At 71.0% G+C, this 26,857-nt stretch carries 19 protein-coding genes and 1 pseudogene; 14 read left to right on the plus strand and 6 right to left on the minus strand.

Going from position 1 to position 26,857, the window contains the following annotated elements; translation table 11 throughout:
* Positions 1 to 125: 125 nt before the first annotated feature.
* Positions 126 to 1,358, minus strand: coding sequence for a hypothetical protein (locus OHS17_RS25380; RefSeq protein WP_330314002.1), 1,233 nt, complete (start codon positions 1,356 to 1,358; stop codon positions 126 to 128).
* Between the two features lie 327 nt (positions 1,359 to 1,685).
* Here OHS17_RS25380 and OHS17_RS25385 point away from each other — a divergent pair, with 327 nt between their 5' ends.
* The 5 genes from OHS17_RS25385 (at position 1,686) to OHS17_RS25405 (ending at position 9,531) form a co-directional block, all read left to right on the plus strand.
* A complete protein-coding gene (locus OHS17_RS25385; RefSeq protein WP_330314003.1) occupies positions 1,686 to 3,065 on the plus strand; it encodes a diaminobutyrate--2-oxoglutarate transaminase family protein in 1,380 nt (459 codons plus the stop codon).
* A 28-nt stretch (positions 3,066 to 3,093) separates the two neighbouring features.
* Entirely contained in the window at positions 3,094 to 4,959 is a 1,866-nt protein-coding gene (locus tag OHS17_RS25390; protein WP_330314004.1) for an IucA/IucC family protein, read from the plus strand.
* A gap of 64 nt (positions 4,960 to 5,023) precedes the next feature.
* Positions 5,024 to 5,614 (plus strand): GNAT family N-acetyltransferase, encoded by a 591-nt coding sequence (locus OHS17_RS25395; protein ID WP_330314005.1) that lies wholly within the window; start codon positions 5,024 to 5,026, stop codon positions 5,612 to 5,614.
* 60 nt (positions 5,615 to 5,674) lie between these two features.
* Entirely contained in the window at positions 5,675 to 7,510 is a 1,836-nt protein-coding gene (locus tag OHS17_RS25400; RefSeq protein WP_330314006.1) for an IucA/IucC family protein, read from the plus strand.
* 50 nt (positions 7,511 to 7,560) lie between these two features.
* Positions 7,561 to 9,531 carry an ATP-dependent DNA helicase gene (locus tag OHS17_RS25405; RefSeq protein WP_018105327.1) on the plus strand — a complete coding sequence of 657 codons (1,971 nt, stop codon included), beginning with the start codon at positions 7,561 to 7,563 and terminating at the stop codon, positions 9,529 to 9,531.
* Positions 9,532 to 9,641: 110 nt separating this feature from the next.
* Here OHS17_RS25405 and lexA read toward each other — a convergent pair whose 3' ends face one another.
* The gene (gene lexA, locus OHS17_RS25410) at positions 9,642 to 10,436 is read right to left on the minus strand and encodes a transcriptional repressor LexA (RefSeq protein ID WP_026171816.1); all 795 of its coding nucleotides are present in this window, start codon (positions 10,434 to 10,436) and stop codon (positions 9,642 to 9,644) included.
* Between the two features lie 517 nt (positions 10,437 to 10,953).
* Between lexA and nrdR the strand changes: the two genes are divergently transcribed.
* Together nrdR and OHS17_RS25420 are read left to right on the plus strand one after the other, a co-directional pair.
* Positions 10,954 to 11,466: a transcriptional regulator NrdR gene (gene nrdR / locus OHS17_RS25415; protein ID WP_018105329.1), complete on the plus strand. Its 513-nt coding sequence runs from the start codon at positions 10,954 to 10,956 to the stop codon at positions 11,464 to 11,466.
* 164 nt (positions 11,467 to 11,630) lie between these two features.
* Positions 11,631 to 14,534: a vitamin B12-dependent ribonucleotide reductase gene (locus tag OHS17_RS25420; RefSeq protein WP_020207322.1), complete on the plus strand. Its 2,904-nt coding sequence runs from the start codon at positions 11,631 to 11,633 to the stop codon at positions 14,532 to 14,534.
* A 66-nt stretch (positions 14,535 to 14,600) separates the two neighbouring features.
* Here the strand turns inward: OHS17_RS25420 and OHS17_RS25425 are convergent, their stop codons facing one another.
* Positions 14,601 to 15,137: a TerD family protein gene (locus OHS17_RS25425; protein WP_330314007.1), complete on the minus strand. Its 537-nt coding sequence runs from the start codon at positions 15,135 to 15,137 to the stop codon at positions 14,601 to 14,603.
* A gap of 191 nt (positions 15,138 to 15,328) precedes the next feature.
* Here OHS17_RS25425 and OHS17_RS25430 point away from each other — a divergent pair, with 191 nt between their 5' ends.
* From OHS17_RS25430 to OHS17_RS25445, 4 genes are all read left to right on the plus strand, one after another.
* Entirely contained in the window at positions 15,329 to 15,934 is a 606-nt protein-coding gene (locus OHS17_RS25430; RefSeq protein WP_026171817.1) for a YdbC family protein, read from the plus strand.
* Between the two features lie 89 nt (positions 15,935 to 16,023).
* Positions 16,024 to 16,683, plus strand: a complete 660-nt coding sequence (locus OHS17_RS25435; protein ID WP_330314008.1) for a histidine phosphatase family protein — start codon at positions 16,024 to 16,026, stop codon at positions 16,681 to 16,683.
* Between the two features lie 10 nt (positions 16,684 to 16,693).
* Positions 16,694 to 17,590 (plus strand): ADP-ribosylglycohydrolase family protein, encoded by an 897-nt coding sequence (locus OHS17_RS25440; protein ID WP_330314009.1) that lies wholly within the window; start codon positions 16,694 to 16,696, stop codon positions 17,588 to 17,590.
* A gap of 243 nt (positions 17,591 to 17,833) precedes the next feature.
* Positions 17,834 to 19,684 (plus strand): DUF4153 domain-containing protein, encoded by a 1,851-nt coding sequence (locus tag OHS17_RS25445; RefSeq protein ID WP_443066146.1) that lies wholly within the window; start codon positions 17,834 to 17,836, stop codon positions 19,682 to 19,684.
* Positions 19,685 to 19,806: 122 nt separating this feature from the next.
* Here the strand turns inward: OHS17_RS25445 and OHS17_RS25450 are convergent.
* A pseudogene (locus OHS17_RS25450) lies at positions 19,807 to 21,359 on the minus strand (MFS transporter).
* Positions 21,360 to 21,599: 240 nt separating this feature from the next.
* Between OHS17_RS25450 and OHS17_RS25455 the strand changes: the two are divergent.
* The 3 genes from OHS17_RS25455 (at position 21,600) to OHS17_RS25465 (ending at position 23,732) form a co-directional block, all read left to right on the plus strand.
* A complete protein-coding gene (locus OHS17_RS25455) occupies positions 21,600 to 22,226 on the plus strand; it encodes a TetR/AcrR family transcriptional regulator (RefSeq protein WP_330314010.1) in 627 nt (208 codons plus the stop codon).
* Between the two features lie 117 nt (positions 22,227 to 22,343).
* Positions 22,344 to 23,054, plus strand: a complete 711-nt coding sequence (locus OHS17_RS25460; protein WP_330314011.1) for a ribonuclease HII — start codon at positions 22,344 to 22,346, stop codon at positions 23,052 to 23,054.
* A 60-nt stretch (positions 23,055 to 23,114) separates the two neighbouring features.
* Positions 23,115 to 23,732 (plus strand): hypothetical protein, encoded by a 618-nt coding sequence (locus OHS17_RS25465; RefSeq protein ID WP_330314012.1) that lies wholly within the window; start codon positions 23,115 to 23,117, stop codon positions 23,730 to 23,732.
* Between the two features lie 105 nt (positions 23,733 to 23,837).
* On the opposite strand, the gene OHS17_RS25470 is transcribed toward OHS17_RS25465, so the two are convergent.
* Together OHS17_RS25470 and OHS17_RS25475 are read right to left on the minus strand one after the other, a co-directional pair.
* Positions 23,838 to 24,467: a hypothetical protein gene (locus OHS17_RS25470; protein WP_330314013.1), complete on the minus strand. Its 630-nt coding sequence runs from the start codon at positions 24,465 to 24,467 to the stop codon at positions 23,838 to 23,840.
* 218 nt (positions 24,468 to 24,685) lie between these two features.
* Positions 24,686 to 26,857, minus strand: coding sequence for a RecQ family ATP-dependent DNA helicase (locus tag OHS17_RS25475; protein WP_330314014.1), 2,172 nt, complete (start codon positions 26,855 to 26,857; stop codon positions 24,686 to 24,688).

Genomic DNA, 26,857 nt, shown 5'->3' on the forward strand with positions numbered 1-26,857 from the left:
AAAGAATTCCCCCTGAAATCTGCACACTTGCTGTCTGCGTGCCAGGGGCCTCCGGTGCGGCCTCCGCCGCTCCGGAGGCCCCTGGGCTTCCGTCGTACGCACCCGTGCGGGCGCGGTCCTGCCTGTTACTTGTCCGCGTACTTGTCGCTGACCGCGTCGTAGACGCCCTTGGCCTCCGGGCCGAGGCGCGGACCGGCGAGCCAGCCCGCCGTCACCGGGCCGATGGAGGTGTTCGAGACCAGTGCGGGCTTGCCGTCCTGGCCCTTGGCGACCCAGCCGCCGCCGGACGAACCGCCGGTCATCGAGCAGCCGATGCGGTACATCGTCGGGTCGTCCTGCGCGAGCGACAGACGGCCCGGCTTGTCCTTGCACTGGAACATCTTCTGGCCGTCGTACGGCGCCGCGGCCGGGAAGCCGGTGGCCGTCATGTCGGTGATCTTGGGCACCGCCGGGGCGTTGAACTCGACCGGAAGGGCGGAACCGACCGTCTCCTCCAGGGACTTGCCGCTCGAACCCTCCTCGGGCGTGACGTGCAGCACGGCGAAGTCGTACGGGGCGCCGAGGCCGCCGACCGAGGCACCCTGGTCGATCCACTGCTGGGAGGTCTGCGCCCAGGTGCCCCACCAGATGCCGTAGGGGGCGACCTTCTCCTTCGGCGGGTTGTTCCGCAGCTCGGCCGTCGACATGCCGCTGTTGTTGTACGAGGGAACGAAGGCGATGTTGCGGTACCAGCCGCCCTTCTTGCCGGCGTGCACACAGTGGCCGGCGGTCCACACCATGTTGGACTTGCCGGGGTGCGCCGGGTCCTTCACCACGGTCGCCGAGCAGACCATCGAGCCCTCGGGGCCGTCGAAGAACAGTTTGCCGGACTCCGGCGCGTTGTCGTGGTACTGCGTCTGCACGCCGACGGCGCGTACCGGCGCGGGCGTCGGGTCCGTCACGCCCTCGTCGCCGGAGATGTCGTTGTCGACCGGCTTCTCGGGCGGCTTGTCGGCGTCCTGCATGCGGTCGGGGTCCCAGAGGCCCGCGATGATCGGGTTGATGTAGTCCTGGGCCTCACGCAGCCACTTGTCCTTGTCCCAGTTCTTCCACTCCCCGCCCTTCCACTTGTCGATGTCGATCCCGTGTTCCTTGAGCCGGTCCTTCAGATCGTCCGGTATGGCGATCTTGCCGTCCGACGTCGCACCGGCCGAGGCGCTGGTGCTCGGCTCGGACTTCGCGTCGTCCTCGGTCGGCCCGCAGGCGGTGGCCGTGAGCGCGAGGACCGCGGTGACCGCGGCCGTGACGAGCACGGGGGAGGAGGCGCGACGCGCACTCCTGCCGCGACGTGCGGTGCTTCCTGGTCGAACGAGACGCATCTGCTGATCCCCCTGGGACTTCGTAACTCAACGCTTCTGTACTGCACTTGTGTCCGGCGCGCCGCATGGTCCGCCGAACGGGCAGGGAGCAGCGCGTTCTTCGGGACGTGCCCGAGCCCGGCGCGGCCCCCACTATGCCGGTGCCGCTGTCGGCGGTGCGCGGCAGGGTTGCGCTCCGCAAGGATCTTCGGATTTACCCGTGATCCTTCGCCCCCTCGGTCGTTGGTACGCGTGGGGGGCACGGAGACAGCGTTCACCCTCGCGGGCCGTCCTTGCGGAATCGTACTGACGTGCAACGCAACTGTTACAGCGGGAGGATCAAGAGCCGTGGCCGTGACCGAACCAGCTCCGGCGCCACCCCTGGCGGCCCACGAAGGCATCCTGCGCCGCCAGTCCCTGCGTGAATCGGCCGCCCGAACCTACGCCAGGTCGCTGCCGATCGTGCCGGTGCGGGCGCGGGGGCTGACCATCGAGGGAGCGGACGGGCGGCGGTATCTCGACTGCCTCTCCGGGGCGGGGACGCTGGCCCTCGGCCACAACCACCCGGTCGTCCTGGAGGCAATCAAGAGGGTCCTCGACTCGGGCGCCCCGCTGCACGTCCTCGACCTGGCCACCCCGGTCAAGGACGCCTTCGTCACGGAGCTGTTCAGCACGCTGCCGCGGGATTTCGCCGACAACGCCCGGGTCCAGTTCTGCGGACCCGCCGGTACGGACGCGGTCGAGGCGGCGTTCAAGCTGGTCCGCGCCGCCACCGGCCGCAGCGGCCTGCTGGCCTTCACCGGCGCCTACCACGGCATGACGGCGGGCGCCCTCGCGGCTTCCGGCGGCGCCGAGGACGTACGGGTGACCAGGCTGCCCTTCCCGCAGGACTACCGCTGCCCCTTCGGCATCGGCGGCGAGGCCGGCGCGCGGACCGCCGCCCACTGGACCGAGAACCTGCTGGACGACCCCAAGAGCGGCACGCCCGCCCCCGCCGGGATGATCCTCGAACCGGTCCAGGGCGAGGGCGGGGTCAACCCCGCGCCCGACGGCTGGATGCGACGGATGCGCGAGATCACCGAGACCCGGTCCATCCCCCTCATCGCCGACGAGGTCCAGACCGGCGTCGGCCGGACCGGCGCCTTCTGGGCCGTCGGCCACAGCGGCATCGTGCCCGACGTCATGGTGCTGTCCAAGGCCATCGGCGGCTCCCTCCCGCTCGCCGTGATCGTCTACCGCTCGGAGCTCGACACCTGGCAGCCCGGCGCCCACGCCGGCACCTTCCGCGGCAACCAGCTCGCCATGGCGGCCGGCACGGCCACCCTCGCGTACGTCCGCGAGAACGGCCTCGCGGAACGGGCCGGGGTCCTCGGCGCCCGCATGCTCGCGAGCCTCAGATCGCTCGCCGCCGACCACCCGTGCGTCGGCGACGTCCGGGGGAGGGGCCTGATGATCGGCGTCGAGATCGTGGACCCCGAGGCCCGCCCGCAGGGCACCGGCACCGAACCGCCCCCGGACCCGGTCCTCGCCGCCACCGTCCAGCAGGAGTGCCTGAGCCGCGGGCTCATCGTCGAACTCGGCGGCCGGTACTCCACCGTCGTACGCCTGCTGCCGCCCCTCACGCTCACCGACGAACAGGCGACAGCGGTGGTCGACCGCCTCGCCGACGCCCTGGCAGCGGCGGAGCGCTCACCGCACCGCCGTCTGCCGACCGGATCGCTCCGCTGACCACGGACACCAGCACAGGAAGACCGCCGTGAACCCCACCCCCGCGCCCGAGGCCGACGGCCCTCCCCCCAGCCACCTCCCCGAGTCGGACGCCCCCGGCGGGCTCGCCGTCGAGGCGACGACGGTGCCGCGCCAGAAGGAGACCCCCCACGACCTGTGGCGCGCCTCGCGGCCCGCCGACCCCCTCGACCATCCCGACCCGCTCCGCGCCGCCGACGCGGCCGGCGTCGAGAACCTGCTGCGCTGCTGGGTCCGCGAGAACGACCTTCCCCAGCCCGCCGGGGAGACCCTGCGCATCCCGCTTCCCGCGAGCGGTACCGCCCTGCTCGTCCCCGTCCGCCACTGGTCCGCCACCGGCTGGCACCGCTTCGGGCCCCCCGCCCTGGAGCAGGCACCCGCCGCCGCGCCCACCGCCGACGCGATCACCGTGGCCGCCCTGCTCGGCCGGGAGGCCGGACACCACGAAGGCGCCGACATGGCCGGCCGGGTCGCCGACTCGGTACGGCGCACCGCCTCGTTCATCGAGGAGCGCCGCCGCCGGCCCGCCGCACCCGACGAGGCGGACCTCTTCCTCACCGCGGAACAGTCACTCCTCCTCGGCCACCCCCTGCATCCCTCGCCCAAGAGCAGGGAAGGACTCACCGACGCCGAGGCGCGCCTCTACTCACCCGAGCTCCACGGCTCCTTCCCGCTCCACTGGATGGCCGCCGACCGCTCCGTGCTGGCCACCGACTCCGCGTGGACCGACCAGGGCCGCCCCGTGCCCGCCGCCGACCTCGTCGCCCGGCACGCCCCGGGCCTGGCCCTCCCCGAACACACCGCGCCGCTTCCCCTCCACCCCTGGCAGGCCCGCGAACTGCGGAGCCGCCCCGAGGTCGCCGCCCTGCTCGACGCCGGTCTCCTGCACGACCTCGGCCCGTACGGCGCCCCCTGGCACCCCACCTCGTCGGTGCGCACCGTGCACCGGCCGGGGACCGACCTGATGCTGAAGCTCTCCCTCGGCGTCCGGATCACCAACTCCCGCCGGGAGAACCTCCGCAAGGAGCTCCACCGGGGCGTCGAGGTCCACCGGCTGCTCCGTACCGGACTCGCCCGCGAGTGGCACGCGGCGCACCCCGGCTTCGACATCGTGCGCGACCCCGCCTGGCTCGCCGTCGACACCCCGGACGGCGCGCCCGTGCACGGCCTCGACGTCATGCTGCGGCACAACCCCTTCAGCCGCGAGGACGACGCCGTCTGCATCGCCGGGCTCACCGCTCCCCGCCCCTGGCCGGGCCGGACGGGGCTGCACTCGCGCCTCGCCGACGTGGTCCACCGCCTCGCCGCGGACACCGGGCGGACGACGACCGCGGTGGCCGCCGAGTGGTTCCTGCGCTACCTGGAGCGCGTCGTCCACCCGGTGCTGTGGCTCGACGCGCACGCCGGGGTCGCGCTCGAAGCCCACCAGCAGAACACCCTCGTCCTGCTGGACACGGACGGCTGGCCCACCGGCGGCCGTTACCGTGACAACCAGGGCTACTACTTCCGGGAATCGCACCGCGCCGCGCTCGACCATCGGCTCCCCGGCATCGGATCGGTCAGCGACACCTTCGTCTCCGACGCCGTCACCGACGAACGCTTCGCGTACTACCTCGGCATCAACAACGTGTTCGGACTGATCGGGGCGTTCGGCTCCCAGGGGCTCGCCGACGAGCAGATGCTCATCGACGCCTTCCGGCGGTTCCTGAAGTCGGCGGGCGAACTGGGTTCGCCGTTCCCCGCCCACCTGCTGGAGAACCCGCGCCTGCGCTGCAAGGCGAACATGCTGACCCGCCTGCACGGACTCGACGAACTCGTCGGCCCCGTCGACACCCAGTCCGTCTACGTCACCCTCACCAACCCCCTGCACGGCTGAGGGCCGGGGGCCGAAGAACCGATCGCCGAGAGCACCGCCGTGAGCTGAGAGAGGAGCGCCACCCGTGTCTCCCCCCGACGCGCCCGCCGGGCCCGTCCTCCGGGCGGAATGGCCCCCCGTCCCCACACCGGCCGGGGAGTTCCAGCTCGTCCCCGTCCGCCCGGAGCGCGATCTTCCGGCCCTCACCCGCTGGATGAACGACCCCGTCGTCGCCGCCTTCTGGGAGCTGGCCGGCGACGAGAGAGTCACCGCCCGGCACCTCGCCCCCCAGCTCGCCGACGGCAGCCACAGCACCCCGTGGATCGGGGTGCTGTCGGGCGAGCCCATGAGCTACTGGGAGCTGTACCGCGCCGACCTCGACCCGCTCGCCCGCCACTACCCGGCCCGGCCGTACGACATGGGCGTGCACCTCCTCATCGGTGAGGGCCGCCACCGGGGCCGGGGCACCGGCACGGTGCTGCTGCGGGCCGTGGCCGGCCTCGTGCTCGACCACGCCCCCCTGTGCACCCGGGTCGTGGCCGAGCCCGACGTCCGTAACGCCCCGTCCGTCTCCGCGTTCCTGAGCGCCGGATTCCGCCTCTCCGCCGAGATCGAACTCCCGGAGAAGCGGGCCGCGCTGATGGTCCGCGACCGAGCCCACCGCACCCGGCCATGAACGCATCCCCGACCCGTCCGAACCGCTCGAACCCCATCGGTTCCCACCCGAGGAGTCCCCGTGCCCACATACCCCGCGCACCACGACGCAACGGAGCCGCCCGCACTGCTCACCACCCCGGAGCTCAACCGGGACGCCTGGGACCGGGCCGCCTCCCGGATGCTCGCGAAGATGCTCGGTGAATTCGCCTACGAGGAAGTCATCGAGCCGGCTCCGCGAACCGCCGGCGGCAGCACGTACACCCTCCCGCTGGACGACGGCGGCAGCCTCTCCTTCACCGCCCGGCGCGGCGTGTACGGGAGCTGGCGCGTCGATCCCGGATCGATCCGCGCGCAGGGCCCCGACCCCGCGGCGGGCAGCGTTCCGTTCCGCGACCCGCTGCTGTTCGTGACCCGGGCCCGCCGCCTCCTCGGCCTCGACGGCGCCACGCTCGGCCACCTCCTCCGTGAGCTGACGACCACGCTCGCCGCGGACGCCCGCCTCGACCACACCGCGCTCACCGCCGCCGAACTCGCCGGTCTCGGCTACGCGGAGCTGGAGGGCCACCAGACCGGCCACCCCTGGATCGTCGCCAACAAGGGCCGGCTCGGCTTCTCCGCCACCGACGCCGCCCGCTACACCCCGGAAGCCCGCGAGCCCGTCCGGCTGCCCTGGCTCGCCGTCTCCCACCGGATCGCCGAGTACCGGGGCGTGCCCGCCCTGTCCACGCCGGACACGCTTTACACGCAGGAGCTCGACCCGGCTGTCCGCGCCTCCTTCGCGGACAGCCTGTGCGCACGCGGCCTGGACCCGGACGGCTATCACTACCTGCCGGTCCATCCCTGGCAGTGGGACGAGTGGATCGTGCCCCTGTTCGCACCGGCCATCGCCGCCGGAGACATCGTGCCCCTGCCCGCCGACCCGGACGTACGGCTGCCGCAGCAGTCCATCCGTACCTTCGCCAACCTCGCGCGGCCCGACCGGCACACGGTCAAGCTGCCGCTGTCGGTCCTCAACACCCTGGTCTGGCGCGGGCTGCCGACCGAGCGCACCATCGCCGCGCCCGCCGTCACCGGCTGGGTGCTGGGACTGCGCGACAACGACCCGTTCCTGCGCGACACCTGCGGTGTGATCCTCCTCGGGGAGGTCGCCTCGGTCACCGTCGAGCACCCGCTGTACGACCACCTCCCCGAGGCGCCGTACCAGTTCAAGGAGATCCTCGGGGCGATCTGGCGCGAGCCGCTGCCGCCGCGCCTGGCACCGGGGGAGCGGGCCCGTACCCTCGCCTCCCTGCTCCACACCGACCCGGCGGGGCGCGCCTTCACCACAGAGCTGGTCGAACGCTCCGGACTGGCGCCCACCGTCTGGCTGACCCGGCTCTTCGCCGCCCTGCTGCCGCCCCTGCTGCACTTCCTCTACCGCTACGGCACCGTCTTCTCCCCGCACGGTGAGAACGCGATCGTGGTCTTCGATGGGCAGGACGTGCCCGTCCGCCTCGCGATCAAGGACTTCGTGGACGACGTCAACGTGAGCGCGCAGCCGCTGCCCGAGCACGACACCATGCCGCCGGACGTGCGCCGCGTCCTGCTGACCGAGGAACCGGCGTTCCTCACCCAGTTCATCCACTCCGGGCTCTTCACCGGGGTCTTCAGGTTTCTCTCCCCGCTCTGCGAGGAACAGCTCGGTGTCCCCGAGGGCGAATTCTGGTCACTCGTCCGGGCGGAGATCCTGCGCTACCACGCCCGCTTCCCCGAGCTGAAGGAGCGGTTCGAGATGTTCGACATGCTCACCCCGCGCATCGACCGCCTCTGTCTGAACCGGAACCGCCTGCATCTGGACGGCTACCGCGACCGGCCCGTACGCCCGCACGCGGCGGTCCACGGAAGCGTGGCCAACCCGCTCCACCTCCCCGAGTGAGGCCGGGAGTGCCCGTCGATGTCAGCGGCGCCCCGTAGGCTGGCCGGGCTATGACGAAGCCATCCCTCCCCGAGCTCCTGCACGCCGCCGTGACCGCCGTCGGCGGTACGGAGAGGCCCGGCCAGGCCGCCATGGCCGCCGCCGTCGCCGAGGCCGTAGACGACCAATCCCACCTGCTCGTCCAGGCCGGCACGGGGACGGGCAAGTCGCTCGGCTACCTGGTGCCGGCCCTGGCGCACGGCGAGCGCGTCGTCGTGGCCACGGCGACGCTGGCCCTCCAGCGCCAGCTCGTGGAGCGCGATCTGCCGCGTACGGTCGACGCGCTGCATCCGCTGCTGCGCCGCCGCCCCCAGTTCGCCATGCTCAAGGGCCGGTCGAACTACCTCTGCCTGCACCGGCTCCACGAGGGCGTGCCGCAGGACGAGGAGGAGGGGCTGTTCGACCAGTTCGAGGCGGCGGCCCCGTCGAGCAAGCTCGGCCAGGACCTGCTGCGCATGCGCGACTGGGCCGACGAGACGGAGACGGGCGACCGGGACGACCTCACGCCCGGCGTCTCGGACCGGGCCTGGGCGCAGATCTCGGTCTCCTCGCGGGAGTGCCTGGGCGCGAGCAAGTGCGCGTACGGGGCGGAGTGCTTCGCCGAGCAGGCCAGGGAGCGGGCCAAGCTCGCCGATGTGGTGGTCACCAACCACGCGCTGCTGGCGATCGACGCCATCGAGGGCGCCCCGGTGCTCCCGCAGCACGAGGTGCTGATCGTGGACGAGGCCCACGAGCTGGTCTCCCGGGTCACCGGTGTCGCCACCGGCGAGCTCACCCCGGGCCAGGTCAACCGCGCGGTGCGCCGCGCCTCGAAGCTGGTCAACGAGAAGGCGGCCGACGCGCTGCTGACCGCCTCCGAGGGCTTCGAGCGGGTCATGGAGCTGGCGCTGCCCGGCCGCCTGGAGGAGGTGCCGGAGGACCTGGGGTACGCGCTGATGGCCCTGCGGGACGCCGCGCGTACGGTGATCTCCGCGATCGGCGCCACGCGGGACAAGTCCGTCCAGGACGAGGACGCGGTCCGCAAGCAGGCGCTGGCCTCGGTGGAGTCCATCCACGCCGTCGCCGAGCGCATCACGCAGGGCTCCGAGTACGACGTGGTCTGGTACGAGCGCCACGACCGGTTCGGCGCCTCGGTGCGGGTCGCCCCGCTCTCCGTCTCCGGGCTGCTGCGCGAGAAGCTGTTCGCCGAGCGCTCCGTCGTGCTCACCTCCGCCACCCTCAAGCTGGGCGGCGACTTCAACGGGGTGGGCGCCTCCCTGGGGCTCGCCCCGGAGGGCACGGCCGGTGAGGACGTGCCCCAGTGGAAGGGCCTGGACGTCGGCTCGCCCTTCGACTACCCGAAGCAGGGGATCCTGTACGTCGCCCGGCATCTGGCCACCCCGGGCCGCGAGGGCTCCCGTACGGACATGCTGGACGAGCTGTCCGAGCTCATCGAGGCGGCCGGCGGGCGCACGCTGGGGCTGTTCTCCTCCATGCGGGCGGCCAAGGCGGCGGCCGAGGAACTGCGCGAGCGACTGGACAAGCCGATCCTCCTCCAGGGCGAGGAGACGCTGGGCGAGCTGATCAAGAATTTCGCCGCCGACCCGGAGACCTGCCTCTTCGGCACGCTGTCGCTGTGGCAGGGCGTGGACGTGCCGGGGGCGAGCTGTCAGCTCGTGATCATGGACCGGATCCCGTTCCCCCGGCCCGACGACCCGCTGATGAGCGCGCGCCAGAAGGCGGTGGAGGAGGCCGGGGGCAACGGCTTCATGGCGGTGGCGGCCACGCATGCCGCGCTGCTGATGGCTCAGGGTGCCGGGCGTCTCGTGCGGGCCACGGGGGACAAGGGGGTCGTCGCGGTGCTCGATCCGCGTCTGGCCAACGCGCGCTACGGCAGCTATCTGCGGGCCTCGCTGCCCGATTTCTGGTACACCACCGACCGTAACCAGGCCCGCCGCTCGCTCGCCGCGATCGACGCGGCGGCCAAGGCGGACGGGCGGTAGCCCCTCGGGGGCGTACACGACCCCGCAAAGGCGTACACGAAAAGGGGCCCCGGGCCCGGCGCGAAGCCGGACCGGGGCCCCTTCTCCCAGAGAGCGTGAGGTGCGGGCCTTCAGACCCTGCGCAGCACCGCGACGACCTTGCCGAGGATCGTGGCCTCATCGCCGGGGATCGGCTGGTATGCGGCGTTGTGCGGGAGCAGCCAGACATGGCCGTCCTCGCGCTTGAAGCGCTTCACGGTGGCCTCGCCGTCCAGCATGGCGGCCACGATGTCGCCGTTCTCCGCGACGGGCTGGCGGCGCACGGTGACCCAGTCGCCGTCACAGATCGCCGCCTCGATCATCGAGTCACCGACGACCTTGAGGACGAAGAGCTCGCCGTCGCCCACCAGCTGGCGGGGGAGCGGGAAGACGTCCTCGACGGACTCCTCGGCGAGGATCGGCCCACCGGCGGCGATCCGGCCCACCAGCGGCACGTAGGAGGCGGCGGGCTTGCCCGTGGTGTCGGTCGGCTGCGTGCTCGGCTGGTCCGAGCCGCGTACCTCGTACGCCCGGGGGCGGTGCGGGTCGCGGCGCAGGAAGCCCTTCCGCTCCAGCGCCATCAGCTGATGGGCGACGGAGGAGGTGCTGGAGAGGCCCACCGCCTGACCGATCTCCCGCATCGACGGCGGATAGCCACGCCGCTGCACGGAATCCCGGATGACCTCGATCACCCGCCGCTGCCGGTCCGTGAGCCCCGAGCTGTCCGCCCGGATTCCGGGAGGTCGTCCGGGAAGCGAGCGCGCTGGGCGCCCGGGCTCCGGGCCCTCCGTGTTCGTGACTGAGTCATTCATGGCATGCACCGGCTCGAGTCGGCTCTGGGAGCGGTCCTGGGCAGTGATGATGGCACTGTCTGCGGTGGTGGTCACGTCGGCGGCCCCTCTCGAATGGTCTCCCTGGCTGCACAACGGTAGTAGCTTTCGAAAGGTTGCGCCAAACACACGTTCGAGTGAAAAACGAATAAAAGACTGTCCGGGCTCCACTGCCGGGTGTATGAGGCTGCCTACAGTGCGCGACGAGCCCGCGCCGCCGAGGGTGTCGCGGCTTGCCTCGGTGGTGGTCGCGGCCGTCCCTGGACCGTAACGCGGCGCCCCGCGCGGGCCCGTTGTGGGGTGGCCGCCCGGTCGTCCGTCGTCCGGGTGCTTCCCGTACCCTCTTGGTCGGCCTTACGCTGCCTTCCGGCCGCCCTCCGGCGCGACACGCGCGTAGGGCCGAATGCGCGGCCGGACCCAAGATCTAGTGGTTGGATAGTTCCGACCGCCCCGAATGTAGTGGTCCCCCGTCTATCGGGGGTGCGGTCATCGCCTATGCTTGAGACCGCTTCGAGGGCCCCCGACCGGGCCTGAAGAGGCTATTCAGTCGTGCTGTGAAGGAGGGTTGGGAGCCATGCACTGCCCCTTCTGCAGGCACCCCGACAGCCGGGTCGTCGACAGTCGCACCACCGACGACGGGACCTCGATCCGCCGGCGCCGCCAGTGTCCCGACTGCTCCCGCCGCTTCACCACGGTGGAGACGTGCTCACTCATGGTGGTCAAGCGCAGCGGGGTCACCGAACCCTTCAGCCGCACCAAGGTCATCTCGGGTGTGCGCAAGGCGTGCCAGGGGCGGCCCGTCACCGAGGACGCCCTCGCCAAGCTGGGCCAGCGGGTCGAGGAGGCGGTGCGCGCGACCGGCAGCGCCGAGCTGACCACGCACGACGTGGGCCTGGCCATCCTGGGCCCCCTGCAGGAACTCGACCTCGTCGCCTACCTGCGCTTCGCGTCCGTGTACCGGGCGTTCGACAGCCTCGAAGACTTCGAGGCCGCCATCACGGAACTCCGTGAGCGGCGGCCCCACGCGGAATCATGCGGGAGCGGCGAGACCCTCGAGGTCCCCGCCCCCGCCGTCGCCGCCGACTGAGCGGCAGCAGCCGGCCGCGTCGATCCGGGGATCGCGCGGCCCGGCACCTGGACCTTGCTCCGGGCGACGTATGACGAATGCGGCGGCCGAAGCATCAGACACACACTGTGCCCGGGGAAGTTCTCGGCACTTCAGGGCGTTTTTGCCCACATATGGGAGGCGGCATGACAGAGACGGCGAGCGGCCCGGCACGAGGTTCCCGCACCAAGGGGACCAAGTCGACTGCGTCCAAGCAGGGCCTGCGTATCGAGCGCATCCACACGACCCCCGGCGTGCATCCGTACGACGAGGTGTCCTGGGAGCGCCGTGACGTCGTCATGACCAACTGGCGCGACGGCTCGATCAACTTCGAGCAGCGTGGCGTCGAGTTCCCCGACTTCTGGTCGGTGAACGCGGTCAACATCGTCACCAGCAAGTACTTCCGGGGCGCCGTGGGCACCCCGCAGCGCGAGACCGGTCTCAAGCAGCTGATCGACCGGATCGTCAAGACGTACCGGAAGGCCGGCGAGGACTACCAGTACTTCTCTTCCCCCGCCGACGCGGAGATCTTCGAGCACGAGCTGGCGTACGCCCTCCTGCACCAGATCTTCAGCTTCAACTCCCCGGTGTGGTTCAACGTCGGTACGCCCCAGCCGCAGCAGGTCTCCGCCTGCTTCATCCTGGCCGTCGACGACTCCATGGAGTCGATCCTCGACTGGTACAAGGAAGAGGGCATGATCTTCAAGGGCGGCTCCGGGGCCGGCCTGAACCTCTCCCGTATCCGTTCCTCCAAGGAACTCCTCTCCTCCGGCGGCAACGCCTCCGGTCCCGTCTCCTTCATGCGCGGCGCCGACGCCTCCGCCGGAACGATCAAGTCCGGTGGCGCCACCCGCCGTGCGGCCAAGATGGTCATCCTCGACGTCGACCACCCCGACATCGAGAACTTCATCGAGACCAAGGTGAAGGAGGAGGAGAAGATCCGCGCCCTGCGCGACGCGGGCTTCGACATGGACCTGGGCGGCGACGACATCACGTCGGTCCAGTACCAGAACGCCAACAACTCGGTCCGCGTGAACGACGAGTTCATGAAGGCCGTCGAGTCCGGCGGCAAGTTCGGGCTGCGCGCCCGGATGACCGGCGACGTCATCGAAGAGGTCGAGGCCAAGTCCCTCTTCCGCAAGATGGCCGAGGCCGCCTGGGCCTGCGCCGACCCGGGCATCCAGTACGACGACACGATCAACCACTGGCACACCTGCCCCGAGTCCGGCCGGATCAACGGCTCGAACCCGTGCAGCGAGTACATGCACCTGGACAACACCTCGTGCAACCTCGCCTCGCTGAACCTGATGAAGTTCCTCAAGGACGACGGCAAGGGCAACCAGTCCTTCGAGTCCGAGCGCTTCGCCAAGGTGGTCGAGCTGGTCATCACCGCGATGGACATCTCCATCTGCTTCGCCGACTTCCCGACCGAGAAGATCGGCGAGAACACCCGCGCCTTCCGCCAGCTCGGCATCGGTTACGCCAACCTCGGCGCCCTGCTGATGGCGACCGGCCACGCCTACGACAGCGACGGCGGCCGCGCGCTCGCCGGCGCCATCACCTCGCTGATGACCGGCACCTCGTACAAGCGCTCCGCCGAGCTGGCCGCCGTCGTCGGCCCGTACGACGGCTACGCCCGCAACGCCGAGCCGCACCAGCGCGTCATGAAGCAGCACGCCGACGCCAACGCCGTGGCCGTGCACGCCGACGACCTGGACAACCCGATCTGGGCCGCCGCCACCGAGGCGTGGCAGGACGTGATCCGGCTCGGCGCGAAGAACGGTTTCCGTAACGCGCAGGCGTCGGTCATCGCGCCCACCGGCACCATCGGTCTCGCGATGTCCTGCGACACCACCGGCCTTGAGCCCGACCTCGCCCTGGTCAAGTTCAAGAAGCTGGTCGGCGGCGGCTCGATGCAGATCGTCAACGGCACCGTCCCGCAGGCCCTGCGCCGCCTGGGCTACCAGGAGGAGCAGATCGAGGCGATCGTCGCCCACATCGCCGAGAACGGCAATGTGATCGACGCCCCCGGCCTGAAGACCGAGCACTACGAGGTCTTCGACTGCGCGATGGGCGAGCGGTCCATCTCCGCGATGGGTCACGTGCGCATGATGGCGGCCATCCAGCCGTGGATCTCCGGCGCGCTCTCCAAGACGGTCAACCTGCCGGAGACGGCCACCGTCGAGGACGTCGAGGAGGTCTACTTCGAGGCGTGGAAGATGGGCGTCAAGGCGCTCGCGATCTACCGCGACAACTGCAAGGTCGGCCAGCCCCTCTCCGCCAAGACCAAGGAGAAGGAGAAGGAGGCCGTCACGGCCAAGGCCGAGGAGACCATCCGTACCGCGGTCGAGAAGGTCGTCGAGTACCGCCCGGTCCGCAAGCGTCTGCCCAAGGGCCGGCCCGGCATCACCACCTCGTTCACGGTGGGCGGCGCCGAGGGTTACATGACCGCCAACTCCTACCCGGACGACGGCCTGGGCGAGGTCTTCCTGAAGATGTCCAAGCAGGGCTCGACCCTCGCGGGCATGATGGACGCCTTCTCCATCGCGGTCTCGGTCGGCCTGCAGTACGGCGTCCCGCTGGAGACGTACGTCTCGAAGTTCACCAACATGCGCTTCGAGCCGGCCGGCATGACGGACGACCCGGACGTGCGGATGGCGCAGTCGATCGTCGACTACATCTTCCGTCGCCTGGCGCTCGACTTCCTGCCCTTCGAGACCCGCTCGGCCCTCGGCATCCACTCCGCCGAGGAGCGCCAGCGCCACCTCGACACCGGTTCCTACGAGCCGACGTTCGAGGAGGAGCAGCTGGAGGCCGAGACCCTGGCCCAGACCGCCCCCGTGCGGACGGAGACGCTGAAGGCGGTCGCCCCGGTCCAGGAGACCGAGAAGGCCGAGCCGAGGACGGCGCACACCTCGGCCGAGCTGGTCGAGATGCAGCTCGGCATCAGCGCGGACGCCCCGCTCTGCTTCTCCTGCGGTACGAAGATGCAGCGGGCCGGCTCCTGCTACATCTGCGAGGGCTGCGGCTCCACCAGCGGCTGCAGCTGATCGCTAGGCACTGAGTGCGGGCAGGTCTTCCCCGGAAGACCTGCCCGCACTGCTAGTACGCGGCGCCTACGCGCCGAACGCACGGCCGCCCATCGCGGCGGCGAACTCATCGGGGTCGCCGTCGAAGCCCCGGACGCTGCCGTGGAAGTGCCAGCCGCCGGATTCGTCCCGTACGAATTCGGCCACGACGGCCGCGGTGGCGCTCCCCACCGCGGAGAAGTCGTCCTCCGACAGCGTCGTGTAGCCCTCGCGGACCTGGACCCCGGTGTTCTCTATGGCGTCGAACGTCTTGCGGCCGTCGCGCTGCTGGATGGCGACGCCGACGACGACCCGGGCGTACGCGTCGGACAGCCGGTCCAGCTCCAGCGTCATCACCTCGTCGTAGCCGAGTCCCTGACCCGTCCTGCTGTCCCGGTCGAGGGTGATCGTGCCGTCGGGTGCCCGGCTGTCGAAGTGCACGAGGTACGCCGGGCTGCCGTACGGCTCGTCCGCCGGGTAGGTCGCCGCGATGATGTCGAGGTCGTTGGGAGCCTCGCCCTGGTCGCTGGGGTCCCACTTGATCCGTACCTCGACCTTGTCGAGATCCTTGTTGGGCGTGCTCATCGGACTTCCCTCCTGCGCGCGGGGACGACGCTCCCGTTCCGTCCCCCGATCATGTCCGCAACTTGCCCCGGAACCAACCGGCTTGGGGACGAGCGGCTGAAACGGGCCAGGATCGGGCGGGAGACGGCTGGTTCCGGTGGACTCCCTGGGAGCGTGACCCACGCCACGTCCGACGGCCGTACGATGGCGCAGTGCTGGTCAAGTGGATTCGCTGCAGTGTGTCGGACCGTCGGGGATTCGAACAGGGGCAGCGGAAGTGGGCGGGGCTGCTGGGTGAGCCGGGCTTCAGGGGGCAGGGCGGCGGCTGGAGCCGCGTCCGCCCGGAGGTGGCGCACGTCTTCGCCTTCTGGGAGAACCGGGTTTTCTACGACTCCTTCATGGCGCGCGGCCACGACACCCTGGCCGCGGCGCAGTCCGGCACGTACCAGGATCTCCAGGTCAAGCTCTTCGAGTACCGCTTCGACGTGAAGACCGGATTCGAACCCCGCTTCACGGACGCGGATGTGCTCAGGGTGGCCCACAGCCGGGTCCACGAGGACCGGGTCGAACACTTCGCGCTGATGCAGCAGCGGGTGTGGAACCCGGCGATGGCGGGCTCGCCGGGCATGCTGCGCGGGGTCTTCGGCGAGGCGCCCGGGCACGAGTTCCTGGTCCTGTCGATGTGGCAGTCCAGCGCGGAACGCGGGAAGTACCGGCCGGGCAGCGTGGACCGGCTCTCGCAGCGCGCGGGTACGGAGGAGGACGTGGCGGCGCTCGACGGCGACGTGGTGCGGCTTGAACCTTCCTGGACGGTGTGACGGCCCCGGGCGACGGGTACGGCCGCGACATGCACCGACGATTTCCGGACAGGTGCTCGAACGGCGACGACTCGATCTAGTGTCGTCGTATGGCACGACCGCAACGAATCGTCCTTGTCCGGCACGGTGAGTCCGAGGGCAACGCCGACGACACCGTGTATGAGCGCGAACCCGACCACGCGCTGAGGCTCACCCCCACCGGGTTCCACCAGGCCCGCGAGGCGGGGGAGCGGTTGCGCGATCTGTTCGGGGAGGAGCGCGTCAGCGTGTACGTCTCTCCCTACCGGCGAACCCACGAGACGTTCGCCTCCTTCGGCCTGGACGCCGGGCGGGTACGGGTCCGGGAGGAGCCCCGGCTGCGCGAGCAGGACTGGGGGAACTGGCAGGACCACGACGACGTCAGGCTCCAGAAGGCCTACCGGGACGCCTACGGGCACTTCTTCTACCGCTTCGCCCAGGGCGAGTCCGGTGCGGATGTGTACGACCGGGTGGGCGCCTTCCTGGAGAGCCTGCACCGCAGCTTCGAGGCGCCCGACCACCCGCCGAACGTCCTGCTGGTCACCCACGGTCTGACCATGCGGCTCTTCTGCATGCGCTGGTTCCACTGGACCGTGGCCGAATTCGAGTCGCTTTCCAACCCCGGGAACGGGGAATCGCGAACCCTGGTGCTCGGCAAGGACGGGCGGTACACGCTCGACCGGCCGTTCGAGCGCTGGCGTACTCCTGAGCCCTACGGCATCTCCGGATAGAGTGGAAGCGATGACCGAATCCGCTTCCGACCAGCGCCTCGAACGCACCCTGGCCAGCCTGCGCGGCCTGTCCGTGGGAGACGCCCTCGGCTCCCAGTTCTTCGTGCCCGCCAACTATCCGCTCCTCAAGGACCGCGCCCTGCCGCCCGGCCCCTGGCAGTGGACCGACGACACGGAGATGGCCTCCTCCGTCGTGGCCGTACTCCAGGAGCACGGCCGCGTCGACCAGGACGCCCTGGCCCTGTCCTTCGCGCACCACCACGACTTCGACCGCGGATACGGCCCGGCCGTGAACCGCATGCTGCGCCTCGTCCGCGAGGGCGGCGACTGGCGGGAGCTCGCCTCCTCCCTGTTCAACGGCCAGGGCTCCTGGGGCAACGGCTCCTCGATGCGTATCGCGCCGCTCGGCGCCTGGTACGCGGACGACCCCGAGCAGGCCACGCACCAGGCGGAGATCTCCTCGTACACCACGCACCAGCACCGGGAGGCCGTCGTCGGCGCGATGGCCGTCGCGGCGGCCGCGGCGCTCGTCGCCTCACCGGCCGGGCCGCCCACGCCGGAGGACCTGCTGGACGGCGTCGTCGCGCTCGTCCCGCGCAGCGCCGTGGGCGCCGGACTGCGCCGGGCCCGGGACATGCTCGACTACAAGGACGCGGGCACCGTCGCGGCGGTCCTGGGCAACGGACGCCGTACCAGCGCGCACGACACCGTCCCCTTCGCCCTGTGGTCGGCGGCGCGGAGCCTCGGCGACTTCGAGGGGGCGTTCTGGGTGACGGCCCAGGCCGGCGGCGACGTCGACACGACCTGCGCCATCGTCGGCGGCGTGATCGCGGCAGGCACCGCGGGCGCCCCTCCGGCGCACTGGACGGCCCAGACGGAACCCCTGCCGGACTGGATGCCCCGCTAGCGAGCACGGGGCCGGCGAGCGCGACAGGTGTGGCCGCAGGCCGGACGGGCGCCGCCCCTGGTGCTTTGAGTGTCACGGTCCTGCCACAGCACGTTCCCGCACGGCTGGCGGCCGTGACTCGGGGTTACTCTTTCGGCCACGCCGCCCTCGGTGATCATGACGACGGGTGCGCACCGAATGAGACGCCGGGGGGCCGCGCGCTGCCCAGGCTCGCGTGAGCGGACCCCGGTGGGGAGGGGTCCCGTGTCCGAAACACCACCAGAATCACCCCGGCCCGAGCCCGCGCCGGACGAGCCCGCCTCACCCGGAACCACGCCGGACGAGGGCGTTTCCGAGCAGGTCGGCACCGGGCGGGCCGCGCCCGAAACCGCAGCCGTGGAGGCACGGCGCGAGCAGATACCCGCGCCGGCCGCCGCCCCCCAAGCCGCAGGCAGCGGCGAGGCGGGAGGCGGTACGGCGTCGATGCCCGAACCCCCGAAGATCCCCGCCTACGCGACGCAGCGCCCCGGTGGGCAGGTACGGCAGGGCCCGCCGAGGCAGGGCCCGCCGAGTCCCTGGGGCAAGCCACCGCCCTCGGTGACGACGCGGCTCCGGGCCAAGAAGGCGGAGCCCGTCCACACCGGCACCCTCTGGGCCGCCCTCGCGACGGCCCTGCTCGGCATGACCCTGCTGGGCGACGGCATCGGGCTGAACCTGCTCATCGTGGCGCTGCCCGCCTCGGCCGGCGCGTACATCGCCGCCAGGGCCGCAGGGCGCAGGATCCGCCCCTGGACCGCTGTGTGGGCCATCGGCGGGCTGGCGCTCCTGGTCGTCCCCGCGCTCCGGGACGCCGGCTGGCCCACCTTCCTCGCGATGGTGTCCGCTCTGGCCCTCGGCTCGCTGGCCCTGCACGGCAGCCGGAGCTGGCTCGGGGTGTTCCTCGGTTCCCTGGGCGTGTTCACCTCCGTGTTCGAATCGCTGGGCTGGGGTGTCCGCGGTGTGCGCGAGCGCATGTCGGGGTCCCGGGGCCGGTACGGAGTCGTGTTCAGGTCCGCGGCCGTGGCCGTCGTCCTGGTCATTGTGTTCGGTGCGCTCTTCGCGAGTGCCGACGCCGCCTTCGCGGACCTGCTGAGCGACCTGACCCCGGACGTGTCGGTCGGTGACGGTCCATGGCGGATCTTCCTGGGCCTCCTCGCTCTGGTCGGCGCCCTGGCCGCCGCCTACACAGCCGCCGCCCCGGTCGGCTGGGACAGGGTGATCGTTCGGCCGGGCAAGGCGCGCGGTCGGCTGGAATGGGCTCTCCCGCTGGTCGTCCTGAACCTCCTCTTCGCGGCGTTCCTCACCATCCAGCTCACGGTGCTGCTCGGCGGATACGACAAGGTGATGGCCGAGACCGATCTCAGCTACTCCGAGTACGCCCGCCAGGGCTTCTGGCAGCTGCTCTGGGCCACGGTGCTCACGCTCGGCGTCATCGCGCTGGCCCTTCGCTGGGCCCCGCGCGGCGGTACCCGCGACCGCACCCTCGTCCGCTGTGTGCTCGGCACGCTGTGCTTCCTCACGCTCGTCGTGGTCGCCTCGGCCCTGCGGCGTATGGACCTCTACGTCGACGCGTACGGCCTGACCAGGCTGCGGATCTCCGTGGCCGCCGTGGAGCTCTGGCTCGGCGTGATCCTGGTGCTGATCATGGCGGCCGGCGTGTTCGGCCCCCGCCTGCTGCCGCGTGCGGTCGCGGCGAGCGCGGCCGTCGGCGTACTGGTCTTCGGCCTCATCTCGCCGGACGGCCTCATCGCCGAGCAGAACGTCCAGCGCTACCGCAACGCCCACTCGATCGACATCGAGTACCTCAAGGGCCTGTCGGCCGACGCCGTACCCGCTCTCGACACCTTGCCCGAACCCCTGCGCTCCTGTGCGTTGCAGGACATCCAGCGCACGCTTCGCGGCTCCGACGAGCCCTGGTACGCGACGAGTTGGGGCGAGGCGCGAGCCCGGGACATCCTCGGCGACTGGGACCCCGGCTACCGTGCACTCAACTGCCGGGGGCTGAGCACGGGCGACAACGGTGACGAGCGCGGCGTCGGGACGGACGACGTCTACGACCCGTACGACCCGTACTGATCAACCCGTAAGCGGTTGGCGCGTGTCGTCGTCCGCAGTTCCATCCATGCCGATCGTGCGGGCCGTTTCTCAGGGGGAGGCGGCCCGCAGCGGGCCCTCGCTCCGCTCGGCATCCCCGGGGTTCAGGCCACCGGCCCTCCAGCGGCGGCCTTCCCGCTCAGGGCGTCCAAGTCGCTCTTGCGTACCCGGATGACCAGCAGCGCGGTCAGCAGGGCGAGAGCGGCCATGGCCACTGCGGCGAGGAAGGCCGTGGATATGCCCTGGGCGAGCACCGCGTGGCCCCAGTCGCCCGGCAACTCACGGCTCTTGGCGAACTGCGCCTTCTGTTCCGGTGACGCCTGTGCCAGGAACGCGGGCACTTGCTTCTCCGCCTCGTTGCGACTGGCGGTTCCGAAGACCGTGACCAGGATGGACAGGCCCAGCGAGCCGCCCACCTGCTGGCTCGCGTTGAGCAGGCTGGAAGCCGCACCGGCCTCATGCTGGGCGACTCCGGAGACCGCCGTCAGCGTGAGCGTCACGAAGTTGAGCCCCATGCCGAAGCTGAAGACCAGCATCGGACCCAGCACCCCGGACAGGTAGGAGCTGTCGGGTGAGATGAAGGTGAGCCAGAACAGCCCCGCTCCGGCGAGCGCCGAACCGGTGATCATGAACGGCTTCGGCCCCAGCACCGGGAGGAACCGCTGCGAGAGCCCCGCTCCGACAATGATCGAGACGGTCACGGGCAGGAAGGCCAGGCCGGACTTGATGGGGCTGTAGGACAGGACGTTCTGCACGAACAGCACGATGAAGAAGAACATGCCGAACATGGCCGCCGCCAGGCTGAGCATGATGACGTACGTCCCGAGCGGTTGCGGTCGGCGAACATCCGCAGGGGCGTGATCGGCTCCTTGGCCCTCATCTCCACGAGCACGAACGCAGCCAGCAGCAGCACCGCCGCTCCGAACGACGCCAGCGTGAGCGAGTCCCGCCAGCCCTCCTCGGAAGCCCGGATGAACCCGTAGACCAGCGAGGCCATGCCGAGCGTCGACGTCAGGGCACCCGCTATGTCGAACCGGCCCGAATGCCGGTCGGACTCGTTGATGTACATCGGAGCCAGGACCGCGATCAGGACGCCGATCGGCACATTGACGAAGAAGACCCAGCGCCAGTCCAGCCACTCGGTCAGCATCCCTCCCGCCAGCAGCCCGATGGCACCGCCGCCGGCCGACACTGCGGCGAAGACGCCGAACGCACGGTTGCGCTCGGGGCCCTCGGGAAACGTCGTGGTGATGAGCGCGAGGGAGGTCGGTGAGGCAATGGCGCCACCTATGCCCTGCAGCGCGCGGGCCATGAGCAACTGCCAGGGCTCCTGGGCAAATCCACCGAGGAGCGAGGCGAGAGTGAAGACGAGGATGCCGGTCATGAACACCCGACGGCGGCCGAGGATGTCACCGGCGCGGCCGCCGAGCAGGAGCAGGCCGCCGAAGGTGAGTGTGTAGGCGCTGAGGACCCAGGACAGATCCGTGGTCGAGAAACTCAGGGCGTCCTGGATGTGCGGGAGCGCGATGTTGACGATTGTGGAGTCGAGCACAACCATCAACTGACAAGCGGCGATGACGGCCAGGGCGATCCCCGGGCGGCCTTGCCGGCGTGCCGCGCCCGGCGCGCTCCGTGCGTCTAACTGAGAGGTTGTCACTGGAGGCCCCCCACAAGAGAATTAGTGAACGGCTCCGTTCACTGTTCCGTCAACGTTACTGAGTCCCCTCCAAGGAACGCAAGCGTTCACTGGGTCTTCGTTGTCGGATATTTCCGGAGCCTTCGACTCCGGTCGGGAACTGCTCGATCCCGGGCCGCCCCTTCCGCTTCCGTGTCTGTCCGGACTCGATTCCGGGAGATTCGCGGAGGCGAACCGAACCTGTTCGATGGAGAGAAGCACATGGTCACTTCGCGATCGGCCGCCGCCGCTCGGCAGCCGGTGGTGTCCCTGCGCCGACGGGGATCCGTGCTGGAGCGCGCGATCCTCGAAGCGGCGCTGGAAGCGCTGAGCACGGTGGGCTGGAACGGCCTGACGATGGAAGGCGTGGCCGCCGGAGCCCAGACGGGCAAGGCTGCGATCTACCGGCGCTGGTCCTCCAAGGAGGAGCTGGTGGCCGAGGCGCTGCGCAGCGCGATGCCGGTCCCGGGTGTAGCCCCGGACTCGGGCAACATCCGCGACGACCTCTACCAGCTGTGCCGGGGCATGCGCGACGCGATGCTGTCCACCTCCGGCTCGGCCCTGCGCTCGGTGATTCACGAATGCGACGCGGGCACGGCGGAACGCTTCCAGTCGGTGATCCTCGACGGAGTGATCCGGCCGTCCACCGACCTCATCAGGGAAGTGGTGAGCCGAGGTGTCGAGCGGGGCGAGGTCCGCCCAGGGGCCATGCGGGAACTGGCCTTCGACGTCATTCCCGCGATGATGATGTACCGCACCAAGGTGTGCGGCAGCGAGTGGGACGACGCGGAGATCGCGGCGCTCATCGATCAGGTCGCCGTGCCGTTCTTCCGTTCAGAACCTCACTGAAGGTCCCGCCCGGAGCCGTGTGTCGCGCGCTGTCCGGCGCGCGACCGCCGGTGCGAGCCCGGGAGGGGCGCCCCGGGGTGTTCCTGGCGTCCCCTTCGGCGTACGCTGACAGACGCCATGCCGTACGAACCACCCACGCACACCGTCGAGCGCTCACTGCGCGCCACCACCGGTGCCAAGATCATCGCCGGTGTCGACGAGGTCGGACGCGGAGCGTGGGCGGGACCTGTCACGGTGTGCGCCGCGGTCACCGGTCTCCGCAGGCCCCCCGCCGGACTCACCGACTCCAAGCTGATCAGCCCCAAGCGCCGTGCGGAACTCGCTCCGCTGCTGGAAAGCTGGGTCACCGCCTACGCCCTCGGTGACGCCTCCCCCCAGGAGATCGACGCCCTGGGCATGACCGCCGCGCTCCGGCTCGCGGCCGTACGCGCCCTGGAGGCCCTGCCGGTCCGCCCCGACGCGGTGATCCTGGACGGCAAGCACGACTACCTGGGCAGCCCCTGGCAGGTCCGTACCGTCATCAAGGGCGACCAGTCCTGCGTCGCGGTGGCCGCGGCCTCGGTGATCGCGAAGGTCCGCCGGGACACCATGATGGCCGAACTCGGCGCACAGAGCGGCGAGTACGCGGACTTCGGGTTCGAAGCCAACGCCGGCTATCCGTCCCCCGTACACAGGGCCGCACTCGAGGAGCGTGGGCCCACCGCCCACCACCGTCTCTCGTGGTCCTACCTTGACGCGCTGCCCCGGTGGCAGCACCTGAAGAAGATCCGTTTCTCCGCCGAGGCGGCCGCACTGGAAAGCGGGGGCCAGCTCGGCTTCGACTTCTGATCGCGCATATGTGCCCACCCGCCGATGCCCGCTGCATCGGCGTTTGATAGACAACCACCCATGCCTCTCATCCCCGAGGAGCCTCAGATTCACGAGAGCGCCCAGGGTCCCCGCGCCACCCCGGCCACCGGCCGCGCCGCGTCGACCCCTCGTCCCGTACCCGGTCCGCGTACAGCGGCCATGCCGCGCCCCGGTCGCCCGGTGCCCGGCCCGCGGCCTGTGCCCCCGGCACAGCGCCAGCATTCCACCTCCGGCAAGCCCCAGGCGGCTCCGTCGGAGAATCGTTCCGCACCGCAGCTCCAGGTCATCCCCGCATCGGCCGAGGGGGCGCTCGAAGCCGCCGACGAGGCGGTGGATCTGCTGCTCGACTCGGGTCGCGCACCCGGCGACATCCTGGTGCTGACCACGGGCGGCCAGCACCCGTGGGCGACCCACGAACTCACCTTCGGTGAGTCCGCCTACTGGGCCCAGCAGGAAGCGGGCGACGACGTCTTCTTCGCCGCGGCCGCGGCGGTGGACCGGGTCAAGCCCCGGCCCGTGGTGATCGTCGCGGTCAATGGCCCGGCCGACGACTTTGCCGCGCGGGCACTGGCCAAGGCGCGGGAGTCCGCCGGTGCGCTGCTGATCGTCTGCGGCGACCCGCAGCGGATCAACGCCGCGCTCGGTGCCGGCGTCTGAGGATCAGCACCGCCGGATCCGTGGCCGGTTCCGGCCCGGAATGACCCGGCGGCTTCGGCGGTCCGGCCGTCCGCGAGGGCTGCCGGACCGCCGAAGCGCGCGCAGTCAGCGTGCGGCGGAGCGGTGCAGTGCCTGCGCCGCTCCGCCACCGGTCCGCGACGGCACGTGCTCGGAAGTCAGGGCGGTGTCGGCGAGGGCTGAAGGCTGCGACATGGAGTTCGGACGGCGGCCACCCCTGCCCTCGCCCAGCACCTGCCAGCCGCCTCCGGTCAGCGTGATGTACGCGCCGCACCGCAGCCCGTGCAGTGTGCAGGCGTCCCGCAGCCCCCACATCCACGCGCCGTCCTCCTCCGTCCAACGCTCGTCCCCTTCACGGCAGTACAGCAGTACCGCGGTGCGGACGGGCGTACGGCGGCGCAGATCATGCGGGATGACGCGGCGCAGGTGTGCCAGCAGGGAGTTCCGGAACTCCCAGCCGTCGGCCGTTACCGAGCGGCGGGCGAACGAGGCGCTTGCCGTCAGGCGCTCCTCGTGGTCCAGGACGGCGACCACAGCGGTGGCCGGCGTCGGCCGGTGCCTGGAGTGCAGACCGCTGACCACCTCACGCGGGCTGCGCAGCAGAGGTATTCCGGCCGCTGCCCACTCGGCCGGTTCGAGCATTCGGGCAAGGCGGTTGGCGGAGTCGGCGGCTGCCGACATCGAAGTGGCTGCGGACGGAGCGAATCCGAAGGTCACGGTCCTCCCTTCGCATACGCGCCCACGATGCGGGCAGGGTCGGGTGAGGGCGCGCCGCGGCACAGCCCTTTCGGGCCCGCGAAAGGACCGTGCGGGGAGCGAGTCCAATTCTTCCTGGCGTATCGGCAGGCGGCAACGAGCAATTGGTGAGGCTGACGGTATTCAGCCGGAATGACACGGATATCCCTGCCCAGTCAGGCCCCGCCCGACGCCTCCTGTCACGCCTGAACAGCGAGGACCAGCGGAAACACCGCCTCCGCTCCGGCGCGACGCAGCAGGCGGGCCGCCACGGCGAGCGTCCAGCCGGTGTCCGAGAGATCGTCCACGAGCAGTATGGGTCCGTCCGCGGCTGCCAGGGCATCCGCGAGGTCGGGCGCGACCACCAGCCTCTCGTGCAGGGCGCGAACGCGCTGCGCGCTGTTGGTCTGCGACATCCGGACGGCATCGGCGTCCGGAGCCAGGGTCACGCACCCCAGCATGGGCATCCGCCCCACTCCGGCGATGTGCCTGCCGAGCGATTCGATGAGCTGGGGTCTGCGGTCCGAGGCCATGGTGACGACACCGACCGGGCGGGGAACGCCGTCGACGGCCCCGGGAGCCCAGCCGCCGGGACCCCTGGCCCAGTCGGCCAGTACGGTCACCACGGCATCGGCCACGTCACCCGGCACCGGAGCGTCGGGTGCCTGAGCCGCCAGCATCGGGCGCAGTCTGTTGCCCCACCCGATGTCGGTGAGTCTCCCCAGCGCACGGCCGGTGCCGGAGAGCTCCGTCGCGGGAATCCGGCCCTTGAGGTCGACACCCACCGAGGCGAGCCCGGTCGGCCACATCTTGCGTGGCTCCACCTCCACACCGGCCCTGCGGAGCTCACCCTTCGCGGTGTCCAGAGCGGCGTCGGAGACCTCCGCGCCGAACCTGGCGCCGGCACAGTTGTCGCAACGCCCGCACGCGGTCGCCGCCTCGTCGTCGAGCTGACGGCGCAGGAACTCCATCCGGCAGCCGTCCGTCGCGGCGTAGTCACGCATGGCCTGCTGCTCGGCAGCGCGCTGACGGGCCACCCACGCATAGCGTTCGGCGTCGTAGACCCAGGGCTCTCCCGTCGCGGTCCAGCCGCCCTTCACCCGCCTGACCGCCCCGTCGACGTCGAGGACCTTGAGCATGCTTTCCAGCCGTGCGCGACGCAGGTCGACCAGCGGTTCCAGGGCAGGCAGTGAGAGCGGCCGCCCGGCCTGGCCCAGCGCGTCGAGGGTGCGCCGGACCTGCTCCTCCGGCGGAAAGCCGACCGACGCGAAGTACTGCCAGATCGCCTCGTCCTCCTTGCCCGGCAGGAGCAGCACCTCGGCATGTTCAACTCCGCGTCCGGCGCGGCCCACCTGCTGGTAGTAGGCGATGGGGGAGGAGGGCGACCCGAGGTGTACGACGAAGCCGAGGTCGGGCTTGTCGAAGCCCATGCCGAGAGCGGAGGTCGCCACCAGCGCCTTCAGCCGGTTGGCCAGCAGATCGTCCTCCGCCTGCTGCCGTTCCGCGTTCTCGGTGCGGCCGGTGTAGGAGGCGACGGTGTGCCCGCACTGGCGGAGATACGCGGTGACCTCCTCGGCGGCCGCGACCGTCAGTGTGTAGATGATTCCCGAGCCCGGAAGCTCCTTGAGGTGGTCCCCGAGCCATGCCAGGCGGTGGGCCGCGTTGGGCAGGCGCAGCACGCTGAGGCTCAGACTCTTGCGGTCCAGCGACCCCCTCAGCACGAGCGCGTCCGCTCCGGCACCGGTGCCGAGCTGCTCCGCCACGTCAGCGGTGACCCGGGCGTTCGCCGTGGCGGTCGTGGCGAGCACCGGGACACCGGAGGGGAGATCGGCGAGCATCGTCCGCAGCCGGCGGTAGTCGGGCCGGAAGTCGTGGCCCCAGTCGGAGATGCAGTGCGCCTCGTCCACGACGAGCAGACCGGTGGTCGCGGCGAGCTGCGGCAGAACCTGGTCGCGGAAATCAGGATTGTTGAGGCGCTCGGGGCTGACCAGCAGGACATCGACCTCACCGGCGGTCACCTCGGCCTGCACGGTGTCCCACTCCTCCGTATTGGACGAATTGATCGTGCGCGCGCTTATGCCGGCGCGGGCCGCCGACGCGACCTGGTTCCGCATCAGCGCCAGCAGCGGCGAGACGATGACCGTCGGTCCGGCGCCCTGGGCACGCAGCAAGGAGGTGGCGACGAAGTACACCGCGGACTTCCCCCAGCCGGTGCGCTGGACGACCAGAGCTCGACGCTTGTCCGCCACAAGCGCCTCGATGGCCCGCCACTGGTCCTCACGCAACCGCGCGGTGCCCGAGGCGTCTCCGACGAGTCGGGCCAGTACGGAATCGGCCGAAGCCCTGAGCTCTGCGCGGTCTGCGTTGGTCAT

This window comes from Streptomyces sp. NBC_00523 (genome assembly GCF_036346615.1).
In the GTDB taxonomy this organism is placed as follows: Bacteria; Actinomycetota; Actinomycetes; order Streptomycetales; family Streptomycetaceae; genus Streptomyces.